Source organism: Allobosea sp. LjRoot9 (genome assembly GCF_964252745.1).
In the GTDB taxonomy this organism is placed as follows: Bacteria; Pseudomonadota; Alphaproteobacteria; order Rhizobiales; family Beijerinckiaceae; genus Allobosea.
The window spans coordinates 99,441-126,282 of the sequence record NZ_CAXUPC020000013.1; the positions used below are offsets into that span (position 1 = coordinate 99,441).

General features: G+C 65.6%; 28 protein-coding genes and 2 pseudogenes. 12 read left to right on the top strand and 18 right to left on the bottom strand.

Translation table 11 applies throughout. The annotated features are described in order from the left end of the window. Nucleotides 1–2: 2 nt before the first annotated feature. The 5 genes and pseudogenes from metF to ACSQ3P_RS29945 all read right to left on the bottom strand — a co-directional run bounded on the left by metF (nucleotide 3) and on the right by ACSQ3P_RS29945 (nucleotide 5,223). The gene (gene metF, locus ACSQ3P_RS29925; RefSeq protein ID WP_436169067.1) at nucleotides 3–914 is read right to left on the bottom strand and encodes a methylenetetrahydrofolate reductase [NAD(P)H]; all 912 of its coding nucleotides are present in this window, start codon (nucleotides 912–914) and stop codon (nucleotides 3–5) included. Further along, nucleotides 914–1,927 carry an ArsR/SmtB family transcription factor gene (locus tag ACSQ3P_RS29930; RefSeq protein ID WP_436169068.1) on the bottom strand — a complete coding sequence of 338 codons (1,014 nt, stop codon included), beginning with the start codon at nucleotides 1,925–1,927 and terminating at the stop codon, nucleotides 914–916. The genes metF and ACSQ3P_RS29930 overlap by 1 nt, the downstream gene beginning before the upstream one ends. Before the next feature lie 232 nt (nucleotides 1,928–2,159). Further along, nucleotides 2,160–2,430: pseudogene (locus ACSQ3P_RS29935) on the bottom strand (aminotransferase class I/II-fold pyridoxal phosphate-dependent enzyme); the annotation flags it as partial. 243 nt (nucleotides 2,431–2,673) lie between these two features. Further along, nucleotides 2,674–2,877, bottom strand: a complete 204-nt coding sequence (locus ACSQ3P_RS29940) for a cold-shock protein (RefSeq protein ID WP_069692535.1) — start codon at nucleotides 2,875–2,877, stop codon at nucleotides 2,674–2,676. A 132-nt stretch (nucleotides 2,878–3,009) separates the two neighbouring features. After that, on the bottom strand, nucleotides 3,010–5,223 hold the full coding sequence (locus tag ACSQ3P_RS29945) for a glycoside hydrolase family 3 N-terminal domain-containing protein (protein ID WP_436169069.1): 2,214 nt from the start codon (nucleotides 5,221–5,223) through the stop codon (nucleotides 3,010–3,012). Nucleotides 5,224–5,345: 122 nt separating this feature from the next. On the opposite strand from ACSQ3P_RS29945, the gene ACSQ3P_RS29950 reads away from it, so the two are divergent. Then, on the top strand, nucleotides 5,346–5,972 hold the full coding sequence (locus ACSQ3P_RS29950) for a YitT family protein (protein ID WP_436169070.1): 627 nt from the start codon (nucleotides 5,346–5,348) through the stop codon (nucleotides 5,970–5,972). A 67-nt stretch (nucleotides 5,973–6,039) separates the two neighbouring features. Beyond that, nucleotides 6,040–7,185 carry an alpha-hydroxy acid oxidase gene (locus ACSQ3P_RS29955; protein WP_436169071.1) on the top strand — a complete coding sequence of 382 codons (1,146 nt, stop codon included), beginning with the start codon at nucleotides 6,040–6,042 and terminating at the stop codon, nucleotides 7,183–7,185. A 9-nt stretch (nucleotides 7,186–7,194) separates the two neighbouring features. On the opposite strand, the gene ACSQ3P_RS29960 is transcribed toward ACSQ3P_RS29955, so the two are convergent. The 3 genes from ACSQ3P_RS29960 to ACSQ3P_RS29970 all read right to left on the bottom strand — a co-directional run bounded on the left by ACSQ3P_RS29960 (nucleotide 7,195) and on the right by ACSQ3P_RS29970 (nucleotide 11,139). Then, complete coding sequence (locus ACSQ3P_RS29960; protein ID WP_436169072.1) at nucleotides 7,195–8,205, bottom strand: sensor histidine kinase; 1,011 nt, start codon at nucleotides 8,203–8,205, stop codon at nucleotides 7,195–7,197. 244 nt (nucleotides 8,206–8,449) lie between these two features. After that, nucleotides 8,450–10,102, bottom strand: a complete 1,653-nt coding sequence (ettA, locus tag ACSQ3P_RS29965; RefSeq protein WP_436169073.1) for an energy-dependent translational throttle protein EttA — start codon at nucleotides 10,100–10,102, stop codon at nucleotides 8,450–8,452. A 146-nt stretch (nucleotides 10,103–10,248) separates the two neighbouring features. Beyond that, nucleotides 10,249–11,139, bottom strand: a complete 891-nt coding sequence (locus tag ACSQ3P_RS29970) for a LysR family transcriptional regulator (RefSeq protein ID WP_436169074.1) — start codon at nucleotides 11,137–11,139, stop codon at nucleotides 10,249–10,251. Between the two features lie 120 nt (nucleotides 11,140–11,259). Here ACSQ3P_RS29970 and ACSQ3P_RS29975 point away from each other — a divergent pair, with 120 nt between their 5' ends. Next, nucleotides 11,260–11,673: a cupin domain-containing protein gene (locus ACSQ3P_RS29975; protein WP_436169075.1), complete on the top strand. Its 414-nt coding sequence runs from the start codon at nucleotides 11,260–11,262 to the stop codon at nucleotides 11,671–11,673. 192 nt (nucleotides 11,674–11,865) lie between these two features. On the opposite strand, the pseudogene ACSQ3P_RS29980 reads toward ACSQ3P_RS29975, so the two are convergent. Together ACSQ3P_RS29980 and ACSQ3P_RS29985 are read right to left on the bottom strand one after the other, a co-directional pair. Next, nucleotides 11,866–12,018: pseudogene (locus ACSQ3P_RS29980) on the bottom strand (ATP-binding cassette domain-containing protein); the annotation flags it as partial. A 94-nt stretch (nucleotides 12,019–12,112) separates the two neighbouring features. After that, a complete protein-coding gene (locus tag ACSQ3P_RS29985) occupies nucleotides 12,113–13,036 on the bottom strand; it encodes a LysR substrate-binding domain-containing protein (protein ID WP_436169076.1) in 924 nt (307 codons plus the stop codon). 104 nt (nucleotides 13,037–13,140) lie between these two features. Here ACSQ3P_RS29985 and ACSQ3P_RS29990 point away from each other — a divergent pair, with 104 nt between their 5' ends. The 4 genes from ACSQ3P_RS29990 to ACSQ3P_RS30005 all read left to right on the top strand — a co-directional run bounded on the left by ACSQ3P_RS29990 (nucleotide 13,141) and on the right by ACSQ3P_RS30005 (nucleotide 15,407). After that, nucleotides 13,141–13,545 (top strand): tautomerase family protein, encoded by a 405-nt coding sequence (locus tag ACSQ3P_RS29990; RefSeq protein ID WP_436169077.1) that lies wholly within the window; start codon nucleotides 13,141–13,143, stop codon nucleotides 13,543–13,545. A 110-nt stretch (nucleotides 13,546–13,655) separates the two neighbouring features. After that, nucleotides 13,656–14,480, top strand: coding sequence for an MBL fold metallo-hydrolase (locus ACSQ3P_RS29995; protein ID WP_436169078.1), 825 nt, complete (start codon nucleotides 13,656–13,658; stop codon nucleotides 14,478–14,480). A gap of 226 nt (nucleotides 14,481–14,706) precedes the next feature. Continuing rightward, nucleotides 14,707–15,003, top strand: a complete 297-nt coding sequence (locus tag ACSQ3P_RS30000) for a hypothetical protein (protein WP_436169079.1) — start codon at nucleotides 14,707–14,709, stop codon at nucleotides 15,001–15,003. A gap of 125 nt (nucleotides 15,004–15,128) precedes the next feature. Beyond that, nucleotides 15,129–15,407 carry a hypothetical protein gene (locus tag ACSQ3P_RS30005; protein ID WP_436169080.1) on the top strand — a complete coding sequence of 93 codons (279 nt, stop codon included), beginning with the start codon at nucleotides 15,129–15,131 and terminating at the stop codon, nucleotides 15,405–15,407. A 160-nt stretch (nucleotides 15,408–15,567) separates the two neighbouring features. Here the strand turns inward: ACSQ3P_RS30005 and ACSQ3P_RS30010 are convergent, their stop codons facing one another. Further along, complete coding sequence (locus tag ACSQ3P_RS30010; RefSeq protein WP_436169081.1) at nucleotides 15,568–16,308, bottom strand: 3-oxoacyl-ACP reductase family protein; 741 nt, start codon at nucleotides 16,306–16,308, stop codon at nucleotides 15,568–15,570. Nucleotides 16,309–16,464: 156 nt separating this feature from the next. Here ACSQ3P_RS30010 and ACSQ3P_RS30015 point away from each other — a divergent pair, with 156 nt between their 5' ends. After that, entirely contained in the window at nucleotides 16,465–17,058 is a 594-nt protein-coding gene (locus ACSQ3P_RS30015) for a TetR/AcrR family transcriptional regulator (RefSeq protein ID WP_436169082.1), read from the top strand. 86 nt (nucleotides 17,059–17,144) lie between these two features. Here the strand turns inward: ACSQ3P_RS30015 and ACSQ3P_RS30020 are convergent, their stop codons facing one another. Next, nucleotides 17,145–18,155: an aldo/keto reductase gene (locus tag ACSQ3P_RS30020; RefSeq protein ID WP_436169083.1), complete on the bottom strand. Its 1,011-nt coding sequence runs from the start codon at nucleotides 18,153–18,155 to the stop codon at nucleotides 17,145–17,147. A gap of 157 nt (nucleotides 18,156–18,312) precedes the next feature. Between ACSQ3P_RS30020 and ACSQ3P_RS30025 the strand changes: the two genes are divergently transcribed. From ACSQ3P_RS30025 to mog, 4 genes are all read left to right on the top strand, one after another. Beyond that, nucleotides 18,313–19,827, top strand: a complete 1,515-nt coding sequence (locus ACSQ3P_RS30025; protein WP_436169084.1) for a flagellar hook-length control protein FliK — start codon at nucleotides 18,313–18,315, stop codon at nucleotides 19,825–19,827. Beyond that, nucleotides 19,824–20,117 (top strand): EscU/YscU/HrcU family type III secretion system export apparatus switch protein, encoded by a 294-nt coding sequence (locus tag ACSQ3P_RS30030; protein ID WP_436169085.1) that lies wholly within the window; start codon nucleotides 19,824–19,826, stop codon nucleotides 20,115–20,117. Before ACSQ3P_RS30025 ends, ACSQ3P_RS30030 begins: the two co-directional genes overlap by 4 nt. Further along, a complete protein-coding gene (locus ACSQ3P_RS30035; RefSeq protein WP_436169086.1) occupies nucleotides 20,114–21,244 on the top strand; it encodes a GNAT family N-acetyltransferase in 1,131 nt (376 codons plus the stop codon). Before ACSQ3P_RS30030 ends, ACSQ3P_RS30035 begins: the two co-directional genes overlap by 4 nt. Before the next feature lie 75 nt (nucleotides 21,245–21,319). Further along, on the top strand, nucleotides 21,320–21,865 hold the full coding sequence (gene mog, locus ACSQ3P_RS30040; RefSeq protein WP_436169087.1) for a molybdopterin adenylyltransferase: 546 nt from the start codon (nucleotides 21,320–21,322) through the stop codon (nucleotides 21,863–21,865). An 11-nt stretch (nucleotides 21,866–21,876) separates the two neighbouring features. Here the strand turns inward: mog and ACSQ3P_RS30045 are convergent, their stop codons facing one another. The 6 genes from ACSQ3P_RS30045 to ACSQ3P_RS30070 form a co-directional block, all read right to left on the bottom strand. Then, on the bottom strand, nucleotides 21,877–22,515 hold the full coding sequence (locus ACSQ3P_RS30045) for a flavin reductase family protein (RefSeq protein ID WP_436169088.1): 639 nt from the start codon (nucleotides 22,513–22,515) through the stop codon (nucleotides 21,877–21,879). Nucleotides 22,516–22,623: 108 nt separating this feature from the next. After that, entirely contained in the window at nucleotides 22,624–23,553 is a 930-nt protein-coding gene (locus ACSQ3P_RS30050; protein WP_436169089.1) for an N-carbamoyl-D-amino-acid hydrolase, read from the bottom strand. 361 nt (nucleotides 23,554–23,914) lie between these two features. After that, nucleotides 23,915–24,304: a response regulator gene (locus ACSQ3P_RS30055; RefSeq protein WP_069692553.1), complete on the bottom strand. Its 390-nt coding sequence runs from the start codon at nucleotides 24,302–24,304 to the stop codon at nucleotides 23,915–23,917. Between the two features lie 10 nt (nucleotides 24,305–24,314). Then, the gene (cheB, locus tag ACSQ3P_RS30060; RefSeq protein WP_436169090.1) at nucleotides 24,315–25,400 is read right to left on the bottom strand and encodes a chemotaxis-specific protein-glutamate methyltransferase CheB; all 1,086 of its coding nucleotides are present in this window, start codon (nucleotides 25,398–25,400) and stop codon (nucleotides 24,315–24,317) included. Then, on the bottom strand, nucleotides 25,400–25,993 hold the full coding sequence (locus ACSQ3P_RS30065) for a hypothetical protein (RefSeq protein WP_069692555.1): 594 nt from the start codon (nucleotides 25,991–25,993) through the stop codon (nucleotides 25,400–25,402). The genes cheB and ACSQ3P_RS30065 overlap by 1 nt, the downstream gene beginning before the upstream one ends. Further along, entirely contained in the window at nucleotides 25,990–26,835 is an 846-nt protein-coding gene (locus ACSQ3P_RS30070; RefSeq protein WP_310157698.1) for a CheR family methyltransferase, read from the bottom strand. The genes ACSQ3P_RS30065 and ACSQ3P_RS30070 overlap by 4 nt, the downstream gene beginning before the upstream one ends. Nucleotides 26,836–26,842: the final 7 nt, after the last annotated feature.

Genomic DNA, 26,842 nt, shown 5'->3' on the forward strand with positions numbered 1-26,842 from the left:
ACTTACTCCGCCGCAACAGCCTGCGCCGCCGTTTTCTCGGGCTTAAGGCCAACCAGATGGCAGATCGCATAGACCAGATCAGCCTTGTTCATCGTGTAGAAATGCAGGTCCGAAACGCCGCGATCGATCAGATCGAGCACCTGCTCGGCGCAGACGGCAGCCGCCACCAGACGACGCGTCGCAGCGTCCTCCTCCAGCCCCTCGAAGCGGTCGGCGAGCCATTGCGGCACGCTCGCTCCGGTCTTGCGGGCGAAGTTAGCGGTCTGCTTGAAATTCTGCACCGGTACGATGCCGGGCAGGATCGGAATATCGATGCCCCGCGCCCGGACCTTGTCGAGATAGCGGAAATAGACGTCGTTATCGAAGAAGAACTGGGTGATGGCGCGCGTCGCCCCGGCATCGACCTTCTTCTGCAGCGCGTCGATATCGGCATCGAGCGAGGCGGCTTCCGGGTGCTTTTCCGGATAGGCCGAGACGGTGACCTCGAAATCGCCGACGCGCCGAATGCCGGCAACGAGATCCGAGGTCTGGTGATAGCCCTGCGGATGCGGCTCATAGGCCGTCCCCAAACCGCCAGCCGGATCGCCGCGCAGCGCCACGATATGACGCACGCCCGCCTCCCAATAGGAGCGGATGACGTCATCGACCTCGTCGCACGTCGCCGACACGCAGGTCAGATGCGCGGCCGGTTTCAGCGCCGTCTCCTCGACCATGCGCTTGACGGTGGCGTGGGTGCGCTCGCGCGTCGAACCGCCGGCGCCATAGGTCACCGAGACGAAGCTCGGCACCAGCGGCTCCAGCCGGCGCACGCATTCCCATAGCGCGGTTTCCATCTCCGCCGTCTTGGGCGGGAAGAACTCGAAGGAGACTTTTGGGCGGCGCGAGCCGTGCCGGCTGGGACGAAACGCATTCATCAGGCAACCTCGAGACTGGTTTGACGCAAGCTCTGCTCAGCCGGCTTGCGCCGGTCCTGCCCACGCCAGAGCATGACGGTGAGCTCAGCGGAGACGCCGCCCGCCGATTTGATCTCCTCGGCGAGATCGCAAGCGAGCCCGGCTTCCGAGAACCAGCCGGAAATCTGGGCTTTTGAGAAGCCAAGCCGGCGATGCGCGTGCTCGGCGCGCAGGAACTCCATCTCATGGGGCGCGAAATCGACCACGATCAAGCGCCCGCCTGGGCTGAGCATCGCTGCCGCCTCGCGCACGGCGCGGCCGGGGTCGTCGAGGAAATGCAGGACCTGATGGATCACGACGAGATCGAAGGAGCCGCGCGTGAAGGGCAGCGCGTAGATGTCGCCCTGGCGCAATTCCACGCGCGACAGCCCGGCCTTCTCGAGATTGGCGCGCGCGACTGCGAGCATGGCGTGATTGGCGTCGACGCCGACGGCGCGGCCGAAGGTCGGCGCGATCCGCTCCAGCATGCGCCCCGTGCCGGTGCCAAGATCGAGCAGCGCGCCGCGTGCTCCCTCGCGGGCCGCGGCTTCCACGGCGGCTTCGACCGCTTCGTCAGGCACATGCAGCGAGCGCAGCCGGTCCCAGTCGCGCGCAACGCTGGCGAAATAGCCCTGCGCCGCTTCGGCGCGCGACATGCGCACCGCCGACAGCCGCTCGCGATCGGCGGCGAGCACCGGATCGCGCGGATCGAGCCAGGCCGCGAGCGAAGCGGCGAAGGCCCCGCCCGCCCCGGTCTCGTCAAGCCGGAAGAAGGCCCAGGCCCCCTCGCGCGAACGCCGCACCAGCCCGGCCTCGGTCAGTAATTTGAGATGGCGCGAAATGCGCGGCTGCGACTGGCCGAGAATGTCGGTCAGATCCGACACCGACAATTCGCCCTCGGAGAGCAGCGCCAGAATACGCAGTCGCGTCTCTTCACCGGCAGCGCGCAGGCCGGCGAGCAGAACATCGGACGAAACCCTGGTCGGCTGGCGCAAGCGCTCGAACTCCGAGGTGAAGCCAAGAAAGATATAAAGATATCTTTATGTCAATCATGACGTTCACGCAAGCTCAATCTGTGCCGGCGCCCCGCGCCGCACGGCGCTCGCCATCGCCCCTCCGAGCGCGCTGAACCGGCGCGGGATCGCCGGACTGCGCGACATTGAAACGAAGAAACCGGCCCGCCGATTGCGACAGGCCGTAGACATTGCCCGGCGCCAGGACGATGCCCTCCGGCAGCAATTGCTCGAACTGCACGGTGTCCGGTCCGCTCCGGGTATCGGGCACGCCCACGATGCGCCCGCAGGAGGGCGTGAAATTTGAAATAGCTGGGATCGTCGACGAGAACCGTATCATCCGGCTCGACCAGAAAGCGACAGGCAAGGTCAAGCGCCTGCGTACCGGACTCCGTCAGTATGAACCGGTCCGGCCCAACCTCGATACCGTGGAGCGCCATGCGGCGGGCCAGAACCTGCCGCAGCGGCGCGAGCCCGAGCGGCGTGACCGAGCATGGCGGCGCATGTCCCACCACATAAAAGCCGGAGCGCTCTGTATCGCTGGAGCCAAGCGTTTCGCGCGGTGACCTACGCGCGCACGCAAGCACCTGCGGCGATCGTCACGATACCGCGAGAGCACTGCCCTGATTCCCCTGCGACGGAGAACCGCCCGCGATCTCCTGCGCAAAGGCATTCGTTATCGCAGCAGCCAGGATGCGATCTCCAGACATAGTCCAAGCTCGAAAGGGTCAGATCAGCTGGAGCGATCCCGCCGCCGTCTTGCCGCGCTCGGTCTTGAGCTCGAACGAGACTTTCTGCCCTTCCGTCAGGGTCATCAGGCCTGCTTCCTTTACGGCAGTTATATGGACAAACACGTCCTTGCCGCCGTCAGCAGGTTGAATGAAGCCAAAACCCTTCTCAGTATTGAACCATTTTACGGTTCCGGTCGCCATCGCCGCATCCTTTGGAGCCACGCATCTTGCCAGCCTACGGATGCAAGCGTCCGAAGGCCGCGCCCTCGAAGAATTGACCGAAAATTCATCCTTGTCGAGGCCAAACGGAATGCAGAGCGCAAGGCGATCCGATCAAGACTTGGTCAGAATGAAGCTGACCGTTTCCGACGCCCGCGACGAGCCGCCGAGGTAGATTTCGAAGCTTCCGGGGTCGAGGACATAGCGCCCCTCGTCGTCATGGATGCCGAACCGGGCCACATCCAGCTTGAAGCGCACCGTCCGCGTCTCCCCAGCACGCAACGCGACCTTCTCGAATGCCTTCAATTCGCGCAGCGGCCGCGAGCGGCTGGCGACCGGCTGGCGGATATAGAGCTGCACCACCTCCTGCCCGTCGCGAGAGCCGGCATTGCCGACATCGACCGACACCTCGACCGTTCCGTTCATCGGCACGCTCGCCCTGTCGACACGCGGATTGGCGTACGTGAAGCGGGAATAGGACAGGCCGTAGCCGAACGGGTAGAGCGCCTCGTTCTTCTCGTCCATGAAGATCGATTCATAGCGCTGGCGGACCTTCTCGGGCCGGCCGGTCGGCAACTGGTCGTAGTAAACCGGGATCTGCCCGACCGAGCGCGGAAAGCTCATCGGCACACGCCCTGACGGATTGACCTTGCCGGTCAGGACATCGGCAATGGCCGTGCGCCCTTCCGTGCCGCCATGAAAGGTCTGGACGATCGCCGCGACATGGGCCTCGGCCCAGCTCAGCACCAAAGGCCGCGCAGTTGCCAGCACCAGCACGACCGGCTTGCCGGTAGCGATCAGCGCTTCCAGCAGCTCCTGCTGCACCCCGGGCAGGCCGAGATTGGTGCGCGAGGCGCCCTCGCCCATGAACTCGCAATCCTCGCCCAGCATCGCGACGATCACGTCGCTTGCGGCCGCAATGCGCACCGCCGCGGCCTTGTCGGCGAATTCCGTGCCGCAGGCCTTGGTGAAGGCGGGCTCGTAGGCCACGCTCGCATCAGCCGGCAGCCGCTCCTTCAGCGCCTCGGGCAGTGCCTGGATGATGCGTCGGCCGAGGCCCGCCGGGTCGGTCCAGACCCGCTCATCCTCGGGACGCGCCATCGCGCCGATGACCGCGACCGATTTGACGCCCGCCGCGATCGGCAGCGTCTCATTGGCGTTCTTCAGCAGGATCACGCCTTCCTGGGCAGCCTTCAGCGCCACGTCGCGGGCGGCCTGGGTCTGCATCAGCGCCGGCGCCGCGGCCGGGTCGATATCGGCGCGCTCGAACAGGCCGAGATGGAATTTCACCCGCAGCACCCGGCGCACCGCCTCGTTCAGCGCTTTCATCGGCACGCGGCCGGCCGTCACCTCATTGCCGAGATGCTTGAGGTAGACATCGCCCATCATGTCCATGTCGATGCCGGCGAGCAGCGCTTTGCGCGCGGCCTCGGCATCATCCTTGGCGATACCGTGCAGCCTGAGTTCGGTGATCGAGCCGAAATCCGAAGTGACGAAGCCCTTGAAGCCCCATTTCCCGCGCAGCAGATCGGTCAGCATGCCGCGATGAGCGGTCGCCGGCATGCCGTTCAGCGCGTTGAACGCCGCCATCGCCGTCATCGAGCCGGCCTCGAACGAGGCCTTGAACGGGGGCAGGTAGAGATCGTGCAGCTGGCTCGTCGGGATCCAGGTCGAATTATAGTCGCGGCCGGCTTCTGCCGCGCCATAACCGACGAAATGCTTCACCGTCGTCGCAACGCCGCCGCGCTGATAGCCATGGGTGCGCGCTGCCGCCACGACCGAGGCGAGATACGGGTCCTCCCCCGCCCCTTCCAGCACCCGGCCCCAGCGCGGATCACGCGAGATGTCGACCATCGGGGCAAAGGTCCACTGGATGCCCGCCGCGCGCGCCTCGCGGCCGGTCCAATAGGCGGCCTCCTCGATCAGCTTGGGATTCCAGGTCGAGGCCTGGCCGAGCGGCAGCGGGAAATAGGTGGAGAAGCCGTGGACCGCGTCGAGCCCGATGATCACCGGGATCTTCAGGCGCGATTCGCGCGCGGCGTGCTGGACGGCGAGCACCTCGCTGGGCACGACGAAGTTCATCACCCCGCCCATGCGGCCGGTCTTGATCTGGTTGATGTCGAAGCCGTCGCCGCGCCCCGAGAGATGGAGCTGCCCGACCTTCTCTTCCAGCGTCATCTTCGCCAGGAGCACGTCGATGCGCCGTTCGATCGCGGCAGCCTCGCGCCCGGTCTTCCAGGCGACGGTATCATCGGCAAAGGCGTTATCGATGAAGGCCCGGGGCGCAACAAGGCAGAGCAGGAACGCAGCGAGGAGCCGCAGGATCATGGAACAGGTCTCGCTCGCTGGCGGAAAGGATGGTCCGCCCCTACAGGATCGCTCCGCATGGCTCAACCGTTGCATCGCCGCAGGGCGAGCCCTGCCGAAGGCACGCGAACCGGGATGACGCGATGACGCAAGCTGCCATGGCCTTGGAGACGGGCGAACGCCATCGCTTCTATGAAGACGTGATGGCGATGCTGCTCGGCACGCTGATGGTGAGCATCGGTATCGTGCTCTACACCAAGGCGACCTTGCTCACGAGCGGGGCAGCGGGCCTGGCGCTCCTGCTGCAATTCGCCACCGGCATCAATTTCGGCATCCTGTTCTTCGCCCTCAACCTGCCCTTCTACTGGCTGGCGATCCGGCGCATGGGCTGGCGCTTCGCGGCGCGCACCTTCATTGCGGTCGGGCTTGTCTCGGTCTTCACCTGGGCGACGCCGGGCTGGCTCCGGATCGAGGCTGTCGATCCACTCTATGCCGCGATCGCAGGCGGCAGCTTCATGGGGCTCGGCCTGCTCGCGCTCTTCCGCCATCGCACCGGACTTGGCGGCATCAACATCCTGGCGCTCTATCTGCAGGAGCATCACGGCATCCGCGCCGGCTGGTTCCAGCTCGGCGTCGATGTGGTGATCCTTACCGGCGCGCTCTTCCTGCTGCCGCTCGACAAGGTGCTGATCTCGCTTGCCGGTGCGGCGGTGCTCAACCTCATCCTCGCGATCAACCACAAGCCCGGGCGGTATATGGGGGTGTCGTAAGGAGCGGTTGCCACCTGCAAATTTCCATGCGACCTCGCCATCGAGCACACGCGTGGAGGCGACGAGCATGGCCCAGCCCCTGACCATCGAGGATCTCCGCATCCTGGCCAAGCGCCGGGTGCCGCGCATGTTCTACGACTACGCCGATTCCGGCGCCTGGACCGAGGGCACCTACCGCGCCAACGAGACCGATTTCGCCGGCATCAAGCTGCGCCAGCGCGTCGCCGTCGACATGACCAACCGCACGCTGGCTTCGACGATGGTCGGCCAGCCCGTCGCCATGCCGGTCGCGCTCGCCCCCACCGGCCTCACCGGCATGCAGCACGCCGATGGCGAAATCCTCGCCGCGCGCGCCGCCAGCAAGGCTGGCGTCCCCTTCACGCTCTCGACCATGAGCATCTGCTCGCTCGAGGACATCGCCAACCATGTCGGCAAGCCGTTCTGGTTCCAGCTCTATGTGATGAAGGACCGCGACTTCATCGCCCGGCTGATCCAGCGCGCCAAGGATGCCGGCGTCACGGCGCTGGTGCTGACGCTCGACCTGCAGATCCTCGGCCAGCGCCACAAGGACATCCGCAACGGCCTCAGCGCACCACCCAAGCCCACCATCGCCAACCTGATCAATCTCGCCACCAAGCCGCGCTGGTGCCTGGGCATGCTCGACACGCCGCGCCGCTCCTTCGGCAACATCGTCGGCCATGCCAAGGGCGTCGGCGATCTCTCCTCGCTCTCCTCCTGGACCGCCGAGCAGTTCGACCCGGCCCTGAGCTGGGACGACGTCAAATGGATCAAGGACCTCTGGGGCGGCAAATTGATCCTCAAGGGCATCCTCGACCCCGAGGATGCGGAGATGGCAGCCAAGAGCGGCGCCGATGCGCTGATCGTCTCCAACCATGGCGGCCGCCAGCTCGACGGCGCGCTATCCTCGATCGCGGCGCTGCCGGCGATCGTCGAACAGGTCGGCGGGCGCATGGAGATCCTGTTCGACGGCGGCATCCGCTCCGGCCAGGACGTGATCAAGGCCCTGGCCTTGGGCGCCCACGGCACCTTTATCGGCCGCGCCTTCCTCTATGGGCTCGGCGCGATGGGCGAGGAAGGCGTCACCCGCTGCCTCGACATCATCCGCAAGGAGCTCGACATCACCATGGCGCTGTGCGGCCTGCGCGATGTGCGTGATGTCGATGGCCGGATTCTGGTGGGCGGCAAGGGTTGAAGCCCCCGTTCACTCGGCCGTCAGGGCCTCGAGCGGCGCCACCAGCGTGAAGATGACACCGGTCGGCGGGTATTCCATCCCGGCCGTACCGGCAAAATAGCCCGCCAGCGCGCGCTCGATCATGCGTGAGCCGAACCCGACCTGCGATGGCGGGCTGACGACCGGCCCGCCCGTCTCCCGCCACTCGAACCGGAACTGCGGCGGGTTCGCCGCGCGGTCGATCGCCCAGGCCACGCCGACCCGGCCAACCTCTCCCGACAGGGCGCCGTATTTCATCGCATTGGTCGTCAGCTCGTGCAGCGCCAGCGACATCGCCAGCGCGCATTTCGAGGACAATTCGACATCGGGACCGTCAAACCCAATCCGGTCCGCCTCGCCCTGGGGCATCACGACTCTAGCGACGAGCTCATGCATGCGAGCTCTCGACCAGACCGACTGCGTCAGCAGATCCTGGGCATCGCCCATGTTTTTCAGCCGGTCCATCAGCGCGGCCTTGGCATCGGCCAGTTCCGCACCGCTCCTTAGCGTCTGGTTTGCGATCGCCTGGATCATGGCGATGGTATTCTTGATGCGGTGCTTGAGCTCCAGCGCGAGCAATCGCTGGCGCTCCTCGGCACGCTTGAGTTCCGTGACGTCGCGGGAGACCGACAGAATGCTTTCGGGACGGCCGTCCGGCCCCAGAATGGGTGAGACCTGCACATCCCACCAGCGTGGATTTCCCAGCGCGGTATTCGCAGCGCCCTGGAAACGCGAGTTCCGTCCCGCTCTGGCCGCCTCGATCGCCGCCTTCGCATCGGCATTGCCGGCGCCCTGCCAGAAGTCCGGCCAGGGGCAGCCCTTGACCGCATTGAAGTCGCTGACCTCCATCACGCGCTGGCCACCCTCGCTCATGAAGCTGAGCGTGCCATCCAGGGTCAGAACCTTGATGCAGTCGTCCGATGCGGCGAGCAGGCTGCGCATGAACCTCGCATCGACCTCGTGCCGCTCCGGAGCTGGGCCTTCATCGGCGGGGTCGTGCACGGGGCGTTCGTTCCATTCACTGCGGAGACGTCAAACTTCGGCCTATAGAGGCCTGATCACCCCATGTCCGTGTCTTTTGACATATCGCCTACGCGCCAAACCTCGGGTCGGAGGCAGCTCCCGCCGCACAAGGCAAGTCCGAAGCATGCGGCAAGTCCCGAAGCATGAGACAAGTCCCGGCGCATACAGAAAGGGCCAGCGTTCCGGTCCGGGAACGCTGGCCCTGAAAGGCGAATCCGTCTCGTCAGCGCGAGAACTTCTTGTACTGGATGCGCTTCGGGATCGTGGAATCGATGCCCAAACGACGCTTTTTGTCTTCCTCGTATTCCGCAAAATTGCCCTCGAACCACTCGACATGGCTGTCGCCCTCGAAGGCGAGGATATGGGTCGCGATGCGGTCGAGGAACCAGCGATCGTGGCTGATGATCACGGCGCAGCCGGCGTAGTCCTCCAGCGCCTCTTCCAGCGCCCGCAGCGTATCGACGTCGAGATCGTTGGTCGGCTCGTCGAGCAGCAGGACATTGGAGCCCGCCTTCAGCATCTTGGCGAGGTGGACGCGGTTGCGCTCACCACCCGAGAGCGAACCGACCTTCTTCTGCTGGTCGCCGCCCTTGAAGTTGAAGGTCGAGCAATAGGCGCGTGAATTGATCTCGCGCTTGCCGAGATAAAGGATGTCATTGCCGCCCGAGATCTCCTCCCAGACGTTCTTCTTGTCGTCGAGCGAGTCGCGGCTCTGGTCGACATAGCCGAGCGTGACGCTCTCGCCGATGGTGATCGTGCCGGAATCGGGCTTGTCCTGGCCTGTGATCATCCGGAACAGCGTGGTCTTGCCGGCGCCGTTAGGGCCGATCACGCCGACGATGCCGCCCGGCGGCAGCTTGAAGGACAGGCCGTCGATCAGGAGCTTGTCCTGGAAACCCTTCGACAGATCGTCGAAATCGACGACGTTGTTGCCGAGCCGCTCGGCGATCGGGATGATGATCTGCGCGGTGTCGGGCCCCTTGTTGTTGGCTTTCTGCACGAGCTCGTCATAGCGCTGGATGCGCGCCTTGCTCTTGGCCTGGCGCGCCTTGGGCGAGGCCAGAACCCATTCCTGCTCGCGCTCCAGCGTCTTCTGCCTGGCGACGTCCTCGCGGCCTTCCTGGGCGAGGCGCTTCTGCTTCTGCACCGACCAGGCCGAGTAATTGCCCTCATAGGGGATGCCCTGGCCGCGATCGAGCTCGAGGATCCAGCTGGTGACGTTGTCGAGGAAGTAGCGATCATGGGTCACGATCAGGATCGCGCCCGGATAGCTCCGCAAATGGCCTTCCAGCCAGGCGGTGGTCTCGGCGTCGAGATGGTTGGTCGGTTCGTCGAGCAGCAGCAGCTCCGGCTGCTCCAGCAGCAGCTTGCAGAGCGCGACGCGGCGACGCTCGCCGCCCGAGAGCTTCGAGACTTCCCAATCGTCGGGCGGGCAGCGCAAGGCGTCCATCGCCTGATCGACCTTGGAATCGAGATCCCACAGGCCCTTGGCCTCGATCTCGTCCTGCAGCTTGGTCATCTCGTCGGCGGTCTCGTCGGAATAGTTCATCGCGAGATCGTTGTAGCGATCCATGATCGCCTTTTGCGGCGCCACGCCGAGCATGACGTTGTCGCGGACGTTCAGCGTCTCGTCGAGCTTGGGCTCCTGCGGCAGGTAGCCGACGCGCGCGCCCTCGGCGACCCAGGCCTCGCCGGTCCACTCCTTGTCGAAGCCGGCCATGATCTTGAGCAGGGTCGACTTACCCGCGCCATTGACGCCGAGCACACCGATCTTGGCGTCGGGGTAGAAGGAGAGATGGATGTCCTTGAGGATCTGCTTGCCGCCCGGATAGGTCTTCGACAGGCCGCGCATATGGTAGATGAACTGACGGGACATAAGCGTGCAGGCTCCGCTCTCGGACTGGTGGGCCGGGGCTTTCGGGAATGTGCCGCGTATGTAGCGAGGCGGGCCGCTTGCCGCAACCGGTGCGATGCAAGCCGCCGGTCCCACGTGTTGCGCGTGGCGTCCTCGCCTCGCCGCCTCTACCCTGTGAAGATCGGCTTCAGCGCAGCCCGCTGTTCGACAATGAAGTCGAAGAAGGCCGCGATGCGGGGCGTGCGCCGGAGATCGGGGTGAGCCAGGATCCGCCAGCTTCGCGTCAGCTCCGGGATCGGGCCGAGAATCCGCACCAGACCGTCATCGGCGTCTCCGAGCGCTGTCGGCAATGGGCCGATCCCCGCGCCGGATTTAACGGCCGAAACCAGACCAAGGACGCTGTTGTTGCGCACGGCGAAGCGGGCCGCCGGTGCGACCTCCGTAAGCCACGTCAGCATGCGGTGCGAGCTGAACGTCGTCTCGAAGCCCACCAGAGGGTGCTGCGTCATGTCCTGCACAGTCGCCGGCCGACCGTGCCGCTCGACATAGTCGGGGCTAGCATAGATCGCCCAGAGCGAGTCGGCGATCTTGCGTCCGACGAGTTCGTCATCGGTGTCGCCAGAGCGAAAGGCGACATCCGCCTCGCCCTGAGACAGATCGAGATAGCGGTCGCTGGTCACGAACTCGACCCGCAGCTTCGGATGGCGCGCATGGAAGGCGTCGAGCAGCTTCGACTGGACGATGCGCAGCACCAGCGGCTCGGGACAGGTGACGCGGATCACGCCGTCGAATTCCCGCGCAGTGTCGTCGAGATAGCGCTCCAACTCGGCCACGGCGCGCGCAACCTTCTGCGCCATCGGCAACAGGCTCAAGCCATCTGCCGTGAGCCGATATCCGGCAGGATGCCTGACGATCAGGGCGCGGCCGATCCGCCGCTCGAGCTCCGAAAGCCGTCGCTGCACCGTTGACTGACTAAGGCCCAGCGATTTCCCCGCCGCGATCATGCTCTGATGCTGCGCGACCGCAAGGAAAGGCTTCAGATCGTTCCAATCGAACATGCTCGACCTTGCAGTCTTGCGGCCCCTGTCCGCAGAATTGAGGCTGCCATAGTCCGCAGCTCAAGCCTACCCTTTCGGCAGTTCTGACGAGGCGTCAGACCCAAGTCGGAGGAAAGCGCCATGCGCATGTCGTCATGTTCGGCCGCAGCGGCAGTCGCGGGTCTTCTTCTGGGTGCCCGCGCGCAAGCGCAGGAGGCCGGCCTCGCGAAGCCAAACCTCGTGCTGCGCCAACTCGTCGAGGCCATGCCGCGTGACGCCTCGCAGGAAGTCCGCATCCTGACCGCGACCTTCAAGCCCGGCGACAGAACCGTCCGGCACAGCCACCGCTTTCCCGTGACGGTCTATGTCCTCGAAGGCGCCTTCACGTTGGAACTAAAGGGACAACCAGCCGTGGTGGTAAAGGCCGGCGAGGCCTATGTCGAACCGCCGCATGTCGAGATGGTCGGCTACAACCGCAGCGCCGTCGAGTCGGCGAAGGTGGTGATCTTCTATGTGAGCGGCCGCGACACACCATTCCTCGACCCGCTGCACTGACGCGGCCACGCGAAATCTCCCGACGGCCTCGCGCTCCACAAACGCGCCAGCCCTGCTCCTGCCCGCTTCCCCCGGCCCGGCAATTACCTGAGCGCGTGGACGCTGGAACGATGCGGGGAGCCAATGATGAATCCGCCGACCATCCTGGGACGCAGGCCTCGCCGGCCTATTCCTTGGCGAAGCCTGCCATGATCTTGAGAGGGTCGACTTGCCGGCGCCGTTGACGCCGAGCACACCGATCTTGGCATCGGGGTAGAAGGAGAGATGGATGTCCTTGAGGAGCTGCTTGCCGCCCGGATAGGTCTTCGACGGACCGCTCATATGGTAGATGAACTGACGGGGCATGGGGCGTGCGGGCTCCGCTGGCGAACTGGTGCTCGGACGTGCCGGGAAATCTGGCGCACATGTAGCCAGGCCGGGCTGATGCCGCAACCGGCGCTCAGGATTCCGTCGCGTCGACGGGTGCGAAACAAGGTTCGGGCAACGGCATGGCCGCGACCTCGCTCGCCAACCAGGCACAGAACCGGTCAATTTTTGCGTTGGACGGCGAACGCCGCTTGACCAGATAGCTATAGCCGCTTTCAGCGAAGCCGAACGGGGCCATCAGCGTGCCCGATTGGATCTCGCTCATGACGAGATGCCACGGTGCGATGCAGTAACCCAGACCGGCGGTCGCAGCTTCGAGCGTGTAGTAGTAATGTTCGAAGACAGCACCGGACGGCGGCGCGAGCGTAAAGCCGGCGGCAGTGCTCCACATCGCCCATGCGTTGGGCCGCGTCTTGGTCTGGAGTTGCCGGTCTGCAGGGAGATCGCCAGGTGCCACGAGATGGCGCGAGCTCAATTCGGGCGTTGCGACGGGGCCGAGCCATTCCGGGAACAGGATGTCCGCCTTCTGACGCGTCGAGATCAGGCGGCTCGTCTCATCGACCATGATTGCGACATCGAACCGCCCATTGCGGGTATCCTCTTGCTGGTCGAGCGCGCGCAGCCTCAGATCGACACCGGGATAGAGCCCGTGGAAACGGTGCAGCCGCGGAATCAGCCAACGCATCAGCAATGTGCTCAGACATGAGACATCGAGGACATCGTCTTCGGCACGCGTGACGGCCTGGATAGCGCTCTCGATCTGATCCAGCGCCGAGGTCAGGGCCGGTAACAGCGCCCGCCCCGCCTCGGTCAGATGCGGGCGCGTCCTCGGCCCTGAGAAGAGCGCCAAGCCGAGCACGTCTTCCAAATGCTGGACCTGCCTGCTGACGGCGCCATGCGTGACGCATAATTCCTCGGCCGCCGCCGTCATACGGCCGAGACGGCCCGCGGCTTCGAAAGCCCGCAAGGCCTGGAGGGGAAGGGATCGGCGCTTCATTTTGTGAGTTTTATACACATAGAACCGCCTTGGATATCGATTGGAAAAAGCATCGCAGCGCTCGAAAGATGCTCCAACGCAAATAAGATGCTGGAGCTCATCATATGCCTTTCATCCGCACATCCGTCAGAAAGAACACAAGCAGCGAACGCGTGGCGGGTATCGTCGACGGTGTCCATCAGGCATTGGTCGAAGCGATCGGCATGCCTGCTGACGAGCTCTTCAACCTCGTCAGCGAATATGAGCCTGAACAGTTCTTCTACGACCGCAAGTTCAATGGCATCGCGCGCTCGGACGAGCTGGTGGTGATCGAGATCACGATGCGACGTGGGCGCAGCGACGCCATGAAACGTGCGCTTTACGCCTCGATCGCCACTCGACTCGAGACGATCGGCGTTTCCCCCAAGGACGTCTTCATCTTCGTGCACGAGAACGACTATTCCGACTGGTCGGTGGGCAACGGACGTTTCGCGATGGCCATCGTTCAACAGCGCGGCGACGACGCCTGAACGGCAGGCGGGGGCGAGACTGTCACGAAACCGCCAGTTCGGCGGCGAGTGCTGGTCTCGGCGCAAGTTTTGCCTAAGCTGAACAGGCTGGGTTGAAGCGGGAGCGCCGGATGAGCCTGTCGAAAATCCTCGTCTGGGGAGCCAAAATCCTTGTCTGTGGAGCTCTGGCCGCGCTGGCAAGCATCCTCTCGCATCCTGCCCGCGCCCAGTCCGACGAGCCCGGCTGCCGGCCCGAGATGGCAGGCTATCGCCTGCCGATCCAGCGCGCCGCGCTCGCCAAGGGCGAGGTCCGCCTCACCTTCGTCGGCCACGCCACCTTCCTGATCGAGACGCCGGGCGGCATCAGGGCCGCGACCGACTACAACGACTATGTCCGCCCGCGTGAGACACCCGACATCGCCACGATGAACAAGGCGCATTCGACGCATAATTCGCGCAACCCGGACCCCGCAATCAAACAGGTGCTGCCGGGCTGGGAGCCAAGCGGCCATGGCGCCGCGAAGCATGACGTGACGCTCGGCGACATGCGCGTGCGCAACGTGCCGACCAATATCCGCAGCTACTCCGGCGCGACCGATTTCGACGGCAATTCGATGTTCGTCTTCGAGATCGGCGATCTCTGCATCGCCCATCTCGGCCATCTGCACCACCCGCTGGAACCCGGCCATCTGCGCGCGCTCGGCCGCGTCGACATCGTGCTCTTCCCGGTCGACGGCAGCTACACGCTCGACCAGGAAGGCATGGTCGAGGTCCTGAAATCCCTGCAGGCCAAGGTGATGATCCCGATGCATTTCTTCGGCGGCTCCAGCCTGGAGCGCTTCCTGCGCCGCACGGACGGCGTCTGGGCCACCGAGCGCAAGACCGAGCCGACAATTACCCTCACCAAGGCCGGCCTGCCCGCACAACCGACCATCATCGTGCTGCCGGGCAATTAGATCACGTCGTATTCGGACGGACCCGTCCGAATACGACGTGATCTACTCTAAAAGTTTGAGAGCATTGCTCACGCGAAAAACCGGTACCCACTTTTTCGCGCAAGGCTCTGCCCCCATCGCTCGCCATTCGGCTTAACCTCGCGCTTAGGTTGTTCCGACGTCGCGCTTTGCAAATTCCGCTGCGGCCGGCAGGCTGAGATTGCCCGCTAAAGCAGAGGAACGCGGCATGCTCAGGGTTCTCGCGATCGCCATCATCGCCACGGCCTGCCTGCCGGTCGATGCCGAGGCGGCAAGGCTGCGCTTCGGCAAGCGCTATTCCAGCGGCAACGCCACCGTCATTCCCGTGCCGGGTGCCGGGCACGCGTCAGCTCCGGCCGAGCCCGCATCTCTCGAAGCCCGGCGCGTGCCCTTCCCGTCGCCGAGCGTGGACCGGCCAGCCCCTCTGCGGATCAGCTCGAGCGAGGGCGCAAAGGTCTGGTGCCGGAGCGAGGTCGTGGTCGGCGGCTTCTGCGTCATGCACTGACGCGATGCAGCCAGCCGGCGCGTTTCCGCGCCGGCCGATTAACACCCTGCTTAGGCTGATCGCAGATGCAGCTTTCACCGGCGCCTGCGATGCGGCAGCGTGCGCGCCGTTCCTGGGGAAATGGCATGCTGCGTCTCGTCCTGGTCTGCACTGTGGCAGCCCTTCAGTTATCTGCGGCCTCTGCCGTCGCGCAATCCAGCTCCAATCCGGACAACATCAGCGCGAGCAGCGGCGGATCGAGCCATGACGGGGTCGCTGTCGAGCCCCCCTCCCCGCCCGTAGGCCCCAGCATCCAGGCTGTGCCGCAGGGATGGCAATCCTCGCGCAACGTGAAGCCGGGGGACGCTCCCAAGCCAGCCTGCCAAAGCGACCACAATGTCGGCGGCTTTTGCCTGCTGAACTGAGCCGCCGCGCTGAAAGGACAGCGCCAAGAGCCTACGTCTTGGCGCAAAACCGCACCGTCATTCCGGGGCTTCGCCCTCGGGTCCGACCTTTGGTCGGCCCAAGGATAAACTCCGCGAAGAGCCCGGAATGACCCGAGGTTCCGTCTGAATACAACGGACCTTAGGTGTTGACGCCGCCATCGATGGCAAAGCCCGCCCCGGTCACGAAACGCGCCTCCTCGCTGGCGAGATAGGCCACGAGCCCGGCGATATCACCCGGCTTGCCATAGCGCGGGATCGCCATCTTGGCGCGCTGCGCATCGGCCCGTTCCCCGGCAGCCGGGTTCATATCCGTGTCGGTCGAGCCGGGATGGACGATGTTGACGGTGACGCCGCGCGGTCCGAGATCGCGCGCCAGGCCCTTGGTGAAGCCGATCAGCGCCGCCTTGCTCATCGCATAGAGCGAGACGCCGGGCTCGATCACGCGCTCGGCCAGGCATGAACCGATCGAGATGATGCGCCCGCCTTCGCCGAGATGGGCGGCAGCCGCCTGCGACGCCAGCACGACGGCGCGGATATTCACCGCCAGCGTCGCGTCGATATCGGCAAGGCTCCACTCCGCGACCGGTCCGCCACGGAAGATACCGGCATTGTTGACCAGAATGTCGAGGCCACCGAGCAGAGCGGCGGCCTTGCCGACGCAAGCCTTCACCGCCTCGGGATCGACGCTGTCGGCCGCGAGCGCGAAGCCCTTGCGTCCCAGCGCCTCGATCTGGCCCACCACCGCCTGCGCCTTGTCCTGCGAGCGCTCATAAGTCAGCGCGACATCGGCGCCTTCCTGCGCCAGCCGCAGCGCGATTGCCGCGCCGATCCCGCGGCTCCCGCCGGTCACCAGCGCCTTCTTCCCGATCAATCGTTCCATGAGAAATTCCTTTTTGTGTCGTTCGATACATAAATACTTGCGGCGCTTGCGGGCGCTGGTCAAGCGATTTATGTATCGCTTGGCACAAAATGGGTGATCATGTCCGAGCGCGGCAGACCGAGAAGCTTTGATCGCGATGAAGCGCTGCGTCGCGCCATGGATCTGTTCTGGCGCAACGGTTTCCAGGGCACCTCGATGGGCGACCTGACCGAGGCGATGGGCATCGGCTCGCCCAGCCTCTACGCCGCCTTCGGCAGCAAGGAGGCGCTCTATCGCGAGGCGATGGCGCTATACGAGGCCTGCGACGGCAAGGAACTGGCGCAGGCGGTCGCCGAAGCCCCGACGGCCCGGGCCGCGATTGAGACCTTCCTGATGCGTTCAGCGGCGATGTTCACGCGGCCGGGCAAGCCGGCCGGATGTATGATCGTGCTGGCAGTGGTCCATGCCGCCGGCGCGAGCGAGGCGCTCCGGGCCGATTTGCGCGGCGTGCGCGAGCGGGCGATCGCCAGCTTCGCGGAGCGGCTGCGCGAAGCGGTCGAAAGCGGCGAATTGCCGGCCGCGACCGACACCGAGATGATCGCAAGCTTCTATGTCACGGTGCAGCAGGGCATATCGTTGCGCGCGCGCGACGGCGCCACGCGCGCCGAATTGGAGGCCATCGCCCAGGCCGCCATGGTAGCCTGGAGCGGGCTGGTCCTAGAGCCGGATGATTTCAGACGGAGTCACAATGTGACTCCGTCTGAAATCTGAATCCGTCTCTTATCAAGGAGTTAGAGCAGGATAAATGCGAAAAACCGGTGCCCACTTTTTCGCTTCCTGCTCTAGTCGCGGCCTGATCAGCCCGTCAGCGCCTTGCGGCCCTCGAGCGGATAAGCGGGGTCGCTATAACCCGGCGTCGAGGGATGGCCGGCGGGCACGAGCCCATCCACCAGCGCCTCGTCCTCGGCGGTGAACTTGACATCCAGCGCCGCGAGATAGGCCTGCCACTGCTCCAGCGTCCGCGGCCCGGCGATCGCGGCGGTGAGGAAGGCATTATTCAGGACCCAGCGTACCGCGAACTGGATCGGCGTCATGCCGCGCTCGGCGGCATGGGCCTTGATGGTCTGGGCGATGACGAGGCTCTCCTCGCGCCACTCCGTCTGCAGGATGCGCGTATCGCCGCGCGCTGCGCGCGTGCCCTGCTGCGGCGCCTGGCCGGGCTCGTATTTGCCGGTCAGCACACCGCGCGCCAGCGGCGAATAGGAGGCAACGCCAAGCCCGTAGAAGCCGCAGGCCGGCAGATGCTCGACCTCGGGCATGCGGTTCATCGCGTTGTAATAGGGCTGGCTGACGACCGGCCGGTCGATGCCGAGATCGTCGCAAAGCCGGCAGATTTCGGCGAGCCGCCAGGAGCGGTAATTCGAGACGCCGAAATGCCGGATCTTGCCCTGACGCACCAGGTCACCAAGCCCGCGCACGGTCTCGGCCAGCGGCGTCGCATGGTCTTCCTTGTGCAGATAGTAGACATCGATGAAATCGGTGCCGAGCCGGCGCAGACTGTCCTCGCAGGCCTGCATCAGCCATTTGCGCGAGAGCCCGACCCGGTTGGGTCCGGTTCCCATCTGGTTGGCGACCTTGGTCGCCAGCACCCAGTCATGGCGCTGCGCGGCGATGGCGCGGCCCGTCACCTCTTCGGAGCGGCCTTCATTGTAGACATCGGCCGTGTCGATGAAATTGATGCCGGCGTCGCGCGCATGATCGATGATCGCGCGCGAATCCAGCTCGCTCGTCGCGCCGCCGAACATCATCGTGCCCAGGCACAAAGGCGAGACCTTGAGGCCGGAGCGGCCAAGCTGGCGATATTCCATGGATCAGACTCCTAGAGTTCGAGGCTGAGACCCTGCCCCAGCCTCGCGCCGCGCACCAGCGCGCCCCGCGCAGGGCTTGCCCGCCAAATCCTGCGCGCAATAAAATACTTAACCTTTCATGTCAGGATCTTGGCCTCGCTGCCATGGCCTCACCTCGATGAATCTCGCCCAGCTCGTCCAGAGCCAGAACCTCGCCACTCTGCTGCAGGCGCTCGCGCCTACGGCCGAACTCGCGCCGGGCCAGACGGTCGAGGCAAAGCTGCTGACGCTTGACGGTAACGGCCTCGCGACAGCGCTCATCGGCGACACCAAGATATCGCTCGTGCTCGCCGGCCCGGAAGCGAAGCAGGCGGCTCTGCTCCCCGGCGCGACGCTACTGCTCAGGATCGACGCCGCCGAGGAGCAAGGCGGAAGCCTGCGCGCGACCTTGGTCGAGACGCGCCCGCCCGCTCCGGCCAGCGTTGCCCCCACGACGCCGCAATCCACCCCGCAGACCAGCCAGAGCGCTGCTCCCAATCCGACGCCGACGGCCTCCCCGGCCGAGCCCTCGCGCGCATCGGCCCCCCTCCAGCCGAGTTCGCTCCTGCAGGCCGCGGCGACAGCCGATGCACCACGCCCGGCCACCGCTTCCCAACCAGCTCAGTCGCAGGCCAGCGCCGCCTCCTCGCCTCGCGCCATTGCCGGGCCTCTGCTCGGGCCGGTGCTGGCCAATCAGGATGGTCTCGCGCCGCTCTTCGCCAATCTGCGCAGCCTCTCCGAAGGCTCGGTCGCGCTCACCTTGCCCAAGCCGCTGCTGACCCTGATCGAGCGCGTCCTGGCCCAGGCCGTTCCTGTCGAGCGCAAGCCGCTTGGGGCAGAGGTCCTGAAGGACGCCGTTCAGCGCTCTGGTCTGTTCATGGAGAGCCGCCAAGCCGCGACGAGCCAAGCCACGACAAGCCAAGCCACGAGCCAGCCCGCGCCGCCGCAAGCGGACCTCAAGGCGAGCCTCGTGACGCTGCGCGACGCCCTCGCTACCGTGATCGAGCGCTTCGCGCCGACGCCGGCCGGCAAACCGCAAGCCGCGCTCCTGCTTTCGCCTCAAACGGCCGGTGCGCCGAGCGCGACAGCAAAACCCACGCCACCGCGCCGCGACGGCCCGCTCGCGCTCCAACCGATCGTGGAGCCGAGCCTCACGGCAGGCGAAAAGCCGCTAACGATCGCACAAACTCTGCTGGAACAGACCGACGCCGCCCTCGACCGCGTCACGCTTTCGCAATTCGCCTCGCTGCCGCTGGACGGCGTGCGGCCCGACCAGAACCATGCCCCGCGCTGGCTCACCGAGATCCCCCTCGCCTTCCATTCCGGCGCAGCCGTCCTGCCGCTTCATATCGAGAAGGAGCCGCCCCGCCGAGGCCCCAACGGCGTCGAGGCGCCGCTCTGGCGCATCCGCTTCGCGCTCGATGTCGAGCCGATGGGCCCGCTGCAGGGCGTGGTCACGCTGCAGGGCCGCAGCGTCGGCGTCACGCTCTGGGCCGAGCGCGAGGAGACCAGCCGGTTGCTGCGCGGCGCCGCTCCCGGATTGGAGGCAGCGCTCGTCGATGCGCAGTTCGAGAATGGCGCCATCGATATCCATACCGGCCAGCCGCGCGTGATGCAGCCGACCGCCGGCCAGTTCCTGGACCGGATGTCATGACCGCCCCCTCGCCGCGCCAGATCGCCGTCGCGCTCGAATATGATGGGCAAGGTGCACCGCGCGTCACCGCCAAGGGCCGGGGCGAACTGGCCCAGCGCATCATCGAAACCGGTCGGGAGCACGGCGTCGCCGTCGAAGAGAACGCCGTGCTGGCGCAGGCGCTCTCGGCCGTCGAGCTTGACGACCAGATCCCCGAAGAGCTCTACCGCGCCGCCGCCCAGGTCATTGCCTTCGTGCTGTCGCTGCGCGGCGAGATGAAGCGCGAGCGGCGCGACGGCGTCTCGCCTTGAACGCCACGATCGTCGTCAGGCGCATCCGCCCTGCGGATTATGTCGAGCGCAGCGCGGCCTTCACCGAGCTGAGCCTGCGTGCGCTCGCCGCCAACCCGCATATGGCGCCAGCCGCCATCGCCGCTGCGCGCCTGCTCATACCCGACGACAGGATCATCGTGCTCGCTGCCTGGCAGAGCGAGGCGTTGGGCTCCGAGCGCCTAGCCGGCCTCTGGGCCTTGCATCGGAAGCGCGACTGGCGCAGCGGTTTTGCACCCGTGCTCGTTGCGCCGCTGCTGCCGCTCTATGAGGTCTCCTCGATTCCGGTTCTCGATCGCGACCTCGCCAACGACGCAGCGGAGGCCATGCTCCGTCATATCCTGGCCTCGAGCGACCTGCCCAAGACGCTGGCGCTGCCCTTGCTGCCGCTGGAAGGGGCTAGTCACGCCGTGCTCACCGAAGCCTTTCGCAGCACGGGCAGCCGGCTTGCCATCCATGAGCGTTGGAGCCGGCCGATGCTGCTGCCGGAGGCCGGCGACGACGCCGAGCGCTATCTCAGGCGCGCGCTCGGGCAGAGCTACAAGAAGCGCATGCAGCAGTTCCGCGCCGTCACCAAGGCGGGCGAGGCCGCGTTCCGGCGCGAGCGGGGCGAGGCCGCGCAAAACAGCTTCGACGCTTTCCTCGCCCTTGAGGCCGCCGGCTGGAAGGGCAAGGCCGGCACCGCGATCGCGCAGCTGCCGCGGGATACGGCCTATTTCCGCCAGCTCATCGCCGGTTTTGCGGCGCAGGACGCCCTGCAGGTCGATAGCTTGCGACTGGACGGCGAGCCGATCGCCATGGGTCTGCTGATCGAGAGCGCCGGTACGCGGCATTTCCTCAAGATCGCCTATGACGAGAGCCAAAGCCGGCTCTCGCCCGGGCGCGCGCTCACCATCGCCATGCTCCAGGCCGATTTCGCCGGCACGCCGCCTGTCGTCTTCGACAGCGGCGCGGGGGACGGCGTCGATGCCGGAACCTATGTCTGGGGCGAGCGACGCGAGATGGGCCATGCGATCGTCACCCTCGGCAGCCACGGGCCGGGTCTGCCGGAGCTGGCAGCGCATGCGCGCCAGGGGTTGCGCCGCCTGCGCAAGCGCCTCAAGGGCTGAGCCCGTCTTTTCGGTAGCCTGCGCGGCGCCGATCGGTCACATCTGCCTCGCAGCGCCACGCCAGGGTTTAAGGACATGAGCACGGATATCAGGATCGGTATCGTCACGGTTTCCGACCGTGCTTCGGCCGGCATCTATGCCGATGAGGGCGGCCCCGCCATCGAGGCCTATCTCGCCAGGGCGCTGACGAGCCCTTGGACGCCGGTCGCCCGCGTCATTCCCGACGACCGCAAGCTGATCGCCGAGACGCTGAAGGCGTTGGCCGACGAAGAGGGCTGCTGCCTGATCGTCACCACCGGCGGCACCGGCCCCGCACCGCGCGACGTCACGCCCGAGGCGACCGAGGATGTGATCGAGAAGCCGATGCCCGGTTTCGGCGAATTGATGCGCCAGGTCAGCCTCGCCAAGGTGCCGACCGCGATCCTGTCGCGCCAGACCGCCGGTATTCGCGGCAAGGCGCTGATCGTCAACCTGCCCGGCCGCCCGCGCGCCATCGCCGAATGCCTCGACGCAGTGATGCCGGCGATCCCCTACTGCATCGACCTGATCGAGGGGCCCTATCTGGAAACCGACCCGGCGGTGATCGTGGCTTTTCGACCGGGGCAGAAACCCAAGACGTGACGTAACGCCACTCAGCCCCGCTTCGCCAGCCAGCCGGCGTAGTTGTCACGCCTGAGGTCGAAGCGGTCGTTCTGGCGCGAATAGCCGTCGCCGAACATGCGACCGACCGGCTTGTAGTCGCTCATGCTGACCCGCAGCGTCTTGGGGTCGACGAGCCCCGCGCGGGCATGGATACGGACGACCTCGCCGATCAGCAATTCCCGCGTCGGGCTGAAGGCGAGCGAAACCTGCCTGCGGCATTCCAGTGCGAAGGGCGCTTCCGCGATGCGCGGCACGGCGACGCTGACGCCCGGCAGCAGCGAAAGCCCCGCCGCGTCGATCTCGCTGACCTCAGGCGGGAAATCGATGGCGCAGATGTTCATCGCTTCCGCCAATCCCTCGTCGACCAGATTGACGACGAATTCGCCGGCCGCCGCGATATGGCGGGTCGTGTCCTTTGGGTGGTTACCGGGCCCGTGCTGCAGGCCGAGCACGACCAGGGCCGGATCCTCCGAAAAGACGTTGAAGAAGCTGAACGGCGCCGCGTTGACGATGCCTTCCGGCGAAACGCAGGTGACGAGCGCGATCGGGCGCGGCGTCACGCTGGCGCAGAGCAATTTGTAGCGCTCACGTGGTTCGAGATCGGCAAAGGCGGCGGTGAAGTCGGTCATGGATGCGGTCCGCTCAAATGTCTCGCTGCAGCATCAAACACAACGCGGTCATCCCGGGCGACCGAAGGGAGCCCCGAGATGACCAGCAAGGATGGAGTCAGGCGAGCCTCACTTCGGCTCGATCACGCCGACCTGCGCCGTGATCGGCCCGTAATGCTCGATACGGCGATGGCGCTTGAAGTCGAAGATCGTCTCCTTGCCAAAGCGGGTGTCGTCGAGGTCGCAAGCATGGACGATGACGCCATCCGCCTCGCCCTCCAGCTCCGCGACGATCTCACCGTCGGGATTCACGATCAGCGTACCGCCCATGCAGTGATGCCCGTCCTCGTCGCCCGCCTTGGCGACAGCGACGACCCAGGTCGCATTCTGATAGGCCCCGGCCTGGACCGAGAGCCTGTGATGGAACAGCCGCTGCGCCATGCCCTCGCCGGCCTTCTGCGAATTGACCGACGGCGTGTTGAAACCGAGCACCACCATCTCGACGCCCTGAAGACCCATGACACGATAGCTCTCGGGCCAGCGCCGGTCGTTGCAGATCATCATACCCAGCAGTCCGCCCATCATCCGCCAGACCGGAAAGCCGAGATCGCCCGGCTCGAAATAGCGCTTCTCGAGATGCTGATGCGCGCGCTCGGGATCGAACTCGACATGGCCCGGCAGATGGATCTTGCGGTACTTTCCGACGATCATGCCCTCACGATCGACCAGGATCGAGGTGTTGAAATGCCGGCCTTCCGGCGTGAGTTCGGCATAGCCGAAGCTCATCCCCATGCCGAGCTCGCGCGCCCGGTCGAACAGCGGTTGCACCGCCGGATTCGGCATCGCGGCCTCGAACCAGTGATCGGCCTCGGCCCGGTCCTCGTGATGCCAGCGCGGGAAGAAAGTGGTCAGCGCCAGCTCCGGATAGATGATCAGCTCGGCGCCTTTCGCCTTGGCTTCATCCATCAGGGCGATCATCCGGGCGACGACGATGTCGCGGCCCTCGGCTTTCTGGATCGGCCCGAGCTGGGCGGCGGCGACGGTCAGGATACGGGACATGGAACCTCGGTATCGGAAATCTAGGCAGGCTTTGCCGGAGGGGTTGCGTCTGGATGGCGATAACGACGCCATCCTTGCGCCGACACGCGCTTGCGCCAAGACGGCGCGACGCAAGGGGGCCAAGCGAAAACGATGCCAAGCCCTCGGCTCGCGGCGGATGTCGGGCGCCGACCTAGAGCCGGATGATGCCATCTGACATCTGAATCCGTCTCTCATCTAAGAGTGAGAGCAGGATCAATGCGAAAAACCGGCGCCCACTTTTTCGCATCCTGGTCTGGCGTCAGCGGCCTGATACGGATGCGCCCCGCAGCCTTGCGGCTCGGGGCGCTTGGAACGAGTGATCAATCGAACGGCGGCGCGATTATGAGCTCAGCGACAGAACCTTCTTCACGCGCACCTCGAGGTCACGCAGCTCATAAGGCTTCACCACATAATGGTCGGCGCCGTTGGTGGTCGCCTCGTCCATCTTGTCGACCGAGCGCTCGGAGGTCGCCATGATGATCTTGATCTGGTTCAGCTCCGGCACCGAACGAATCGCACGCAGCAGGTCGATGCCGCTCATGCCGTCCATGTTCCAGTCGAGCAGCAGCAGATCATAGCGCTTGCTCTGCATCTTCATCAGGGCTTCGCGGGCGTTCTCGGCCTCGTCGATGTCCTGGAATTCGATCTGCTTCAGAAAATACGTCGCGAGCCCGCGCATGCTCTTCTGATCGTCGACCACGAGGATCCTGTAGTCGCTTCTCGCCTTCATCACGCTCTCCTCACGCGGTGCGCAAATGCGGTCGCTCACCGATCAGGTTGCCGACGGCAGCCCCGATCTGATCCAGCGGCACCACCCTGTCGGCGGCACCCAATTCGTAGGCCGCTTTCGGCATCCCGTTTACCACACAGGTTTCCCCACTTTGGATTAACGTCTCTGCACCAGCTTTACGCATGGCTAACAAACCGTCAGCGCCGTCGCGGCCCATCCCGGTAAGCAGAATCCCGACCGCGTGCTGTCCGAGGCTGCGCGCCACCGAATGGAACATGACGTCGACGGAGGGGCTGTGACCGCTGACCAGCGGCCCTTCCCGCAGCACGCAGACGAGTTCGCCGCGGCGCTCCTCGATCTCGAGATGACGCGGCCCGCCAGGCGCGACCACCGCCATGCCGGGTTTCAGCTTGTCGCCATCGGCGGCTTCGCGAACATCGAGCCCTGTCGCGGTCGCCAGGCGCGCCGCGAATTTCGCGGTGTAGCCCGGCGGCATATGCTGCACCACGACGACAGGAATACGCAGATGCGCGAGGTCCCGCATCACCACCTGGACGGCCGGCACGCCGCCGGTCGAGGCGCCGATCGCGATCAGCGAGGTGCGCCCACCGCGCGCCGGCTCGCGCGCCAGCACTGGACGCGCGGGCGCGGCCTCGCGCCGCGCGGCGAACATGCGCCGGCTCACTGATGCGCGCGACAGCGCCGCGACCAGATGCTTCATGAAGCCTTCGAGCGTATGCGTCGTGCCGTCGGGCTTCTCGATGAAATCGATCGCGCCGAGCTCCAGCGCCTGGATGGTGTTGTCAGCGCCCGGCCCTCCGAAAGCCGAGACGATCAGCACCGGCAACGGGTCCTGCTTGAGCACACGCGCCAGCAACTTGAGGCCGTGGCGACCTGGCAATTCAAGATCGAGCGTCAGGATGTCGGGCCGCAATTCCTGGATCGCGTCCCAGCCTTCCTCGGCGCTGCCGGCGACACCGATCACCTTGAAGCCGGGCGCGGAATCGATGATCTGCGTCATCAGCTTCTGCATCAGTACGGAATCGTCGACGACGAGGACTTTCACCGGGCCGCCGGGGGTGGTCAGCGTGCTCATCACCAGATCTCCACTTCACCAGCCACGGGTTGAGTCTTGAGGCGATTGAGATAAGCGACTTCCTGCTCGTGCTCGCTGTCGCGCGTGCTCGGCTGCACATGCTGCACCCAGGCCCGACCGGTTGAAGGCTGGTAATGGATGCGGCGCGAGCGCGTGCCGCCGACGTCCTTGGACACCACGGGAATCCCCTCCACCCTCAGAAACTCATTGACGAAGGCGATGTTGCCGTCGCCGATCGCCAGCATCGTCGCGCCCGAGAGCACGCGCGCCCCGCCGAAGACCTTGGCTTCGAGATTGCCGCGCCTGGCGCCACGCTTGAGCAGGCCGTTGATCAGGACCTCCATGGCGGTATCGCCATAGCGCTCACCGGCATTGGTGTCCGAACCGCCATTGTTCTTCGGCAGCAGGAAATGGTTCAGCCCGCCGACCCCGACTTGGGGATCGCGCATGCACACCGAGATGCAGGAGCCGAGCACGGTCGCCACGATCTCGTCCTTGGCGGCGGTGATCTCATGCTCGCCTGGCGCGACCGTGATGATCGTCGCCTCGAAGCGCGGGTCGAAATAGCGACGAGAGGCCCGGGCAACACTCATGCTGTTCTCTCATAGATGGTGCGACCGATCAGCCGGAGCTGGGGATGCGGCTGCGGGAGCGATTCCGAATGGCCGAGATAGAGGAAACCGCCCGGCGCCAGCAGCGCCACGAAGCGGTCGAGGATCGAAGCCTTGGTCTGGGTGTCGAAATAGATGAAGACATTGCGGCAGAAGATCACGTCGAACGGCCCGCCCATCGGCCATTTCTCGATCAGGTTGAGCCGCTTGAATGCGATCAGCCGGCGCAAATCCTCGCTGATGCGCGCCTCGCCCCTGGCCGCGGCCTCAAGCTTGAGCAGCGGCTTGACGTCGGACGGCAGCCGCTCGAACAACTCGCTTGGATAGAGCCCCGCTTCCGCCCGCTCCAGGATATCGGTATCGATGTCGGTCGCCAGGATGCGGAAGTCGACATCGCTGCGCGAGCCCAGCACATCGCGCGAGGTTGCCGCGATGCTGTAAGGCTCCTCGCCCGAGGAACAGGCCGAGGACCAGATCCGGATACGCCCGCGCCGCCCGCTGCGCTCCTGCAGCAATTTCGGCAGCACATCCTTGCGCAGATGGTCGAAATGATGCCGCTCGCGGAAGAAGGCGGTGTGGTTGGTGGTCACCGCATTGATCAGTTCGGGGATCTCGGAGACGGCGCCCGGCGTTTTCAGGAAGGCGCAGTATTCGGCGACCGAGCCCAGCCCAAGCGCCTTGACGCGACGCGCCAGCCGCCCGCGCGTCATCGCCTCCTTGTGCTCGCGGATGACGATGCCGGCATGCTCGTAAACGAGCTTGGCGATGAAGCCCATGTCGTCGCGCGTCAATGTCGCGTCGGCGAAGGCTTGGGGGGCGAGCATGGTGTTG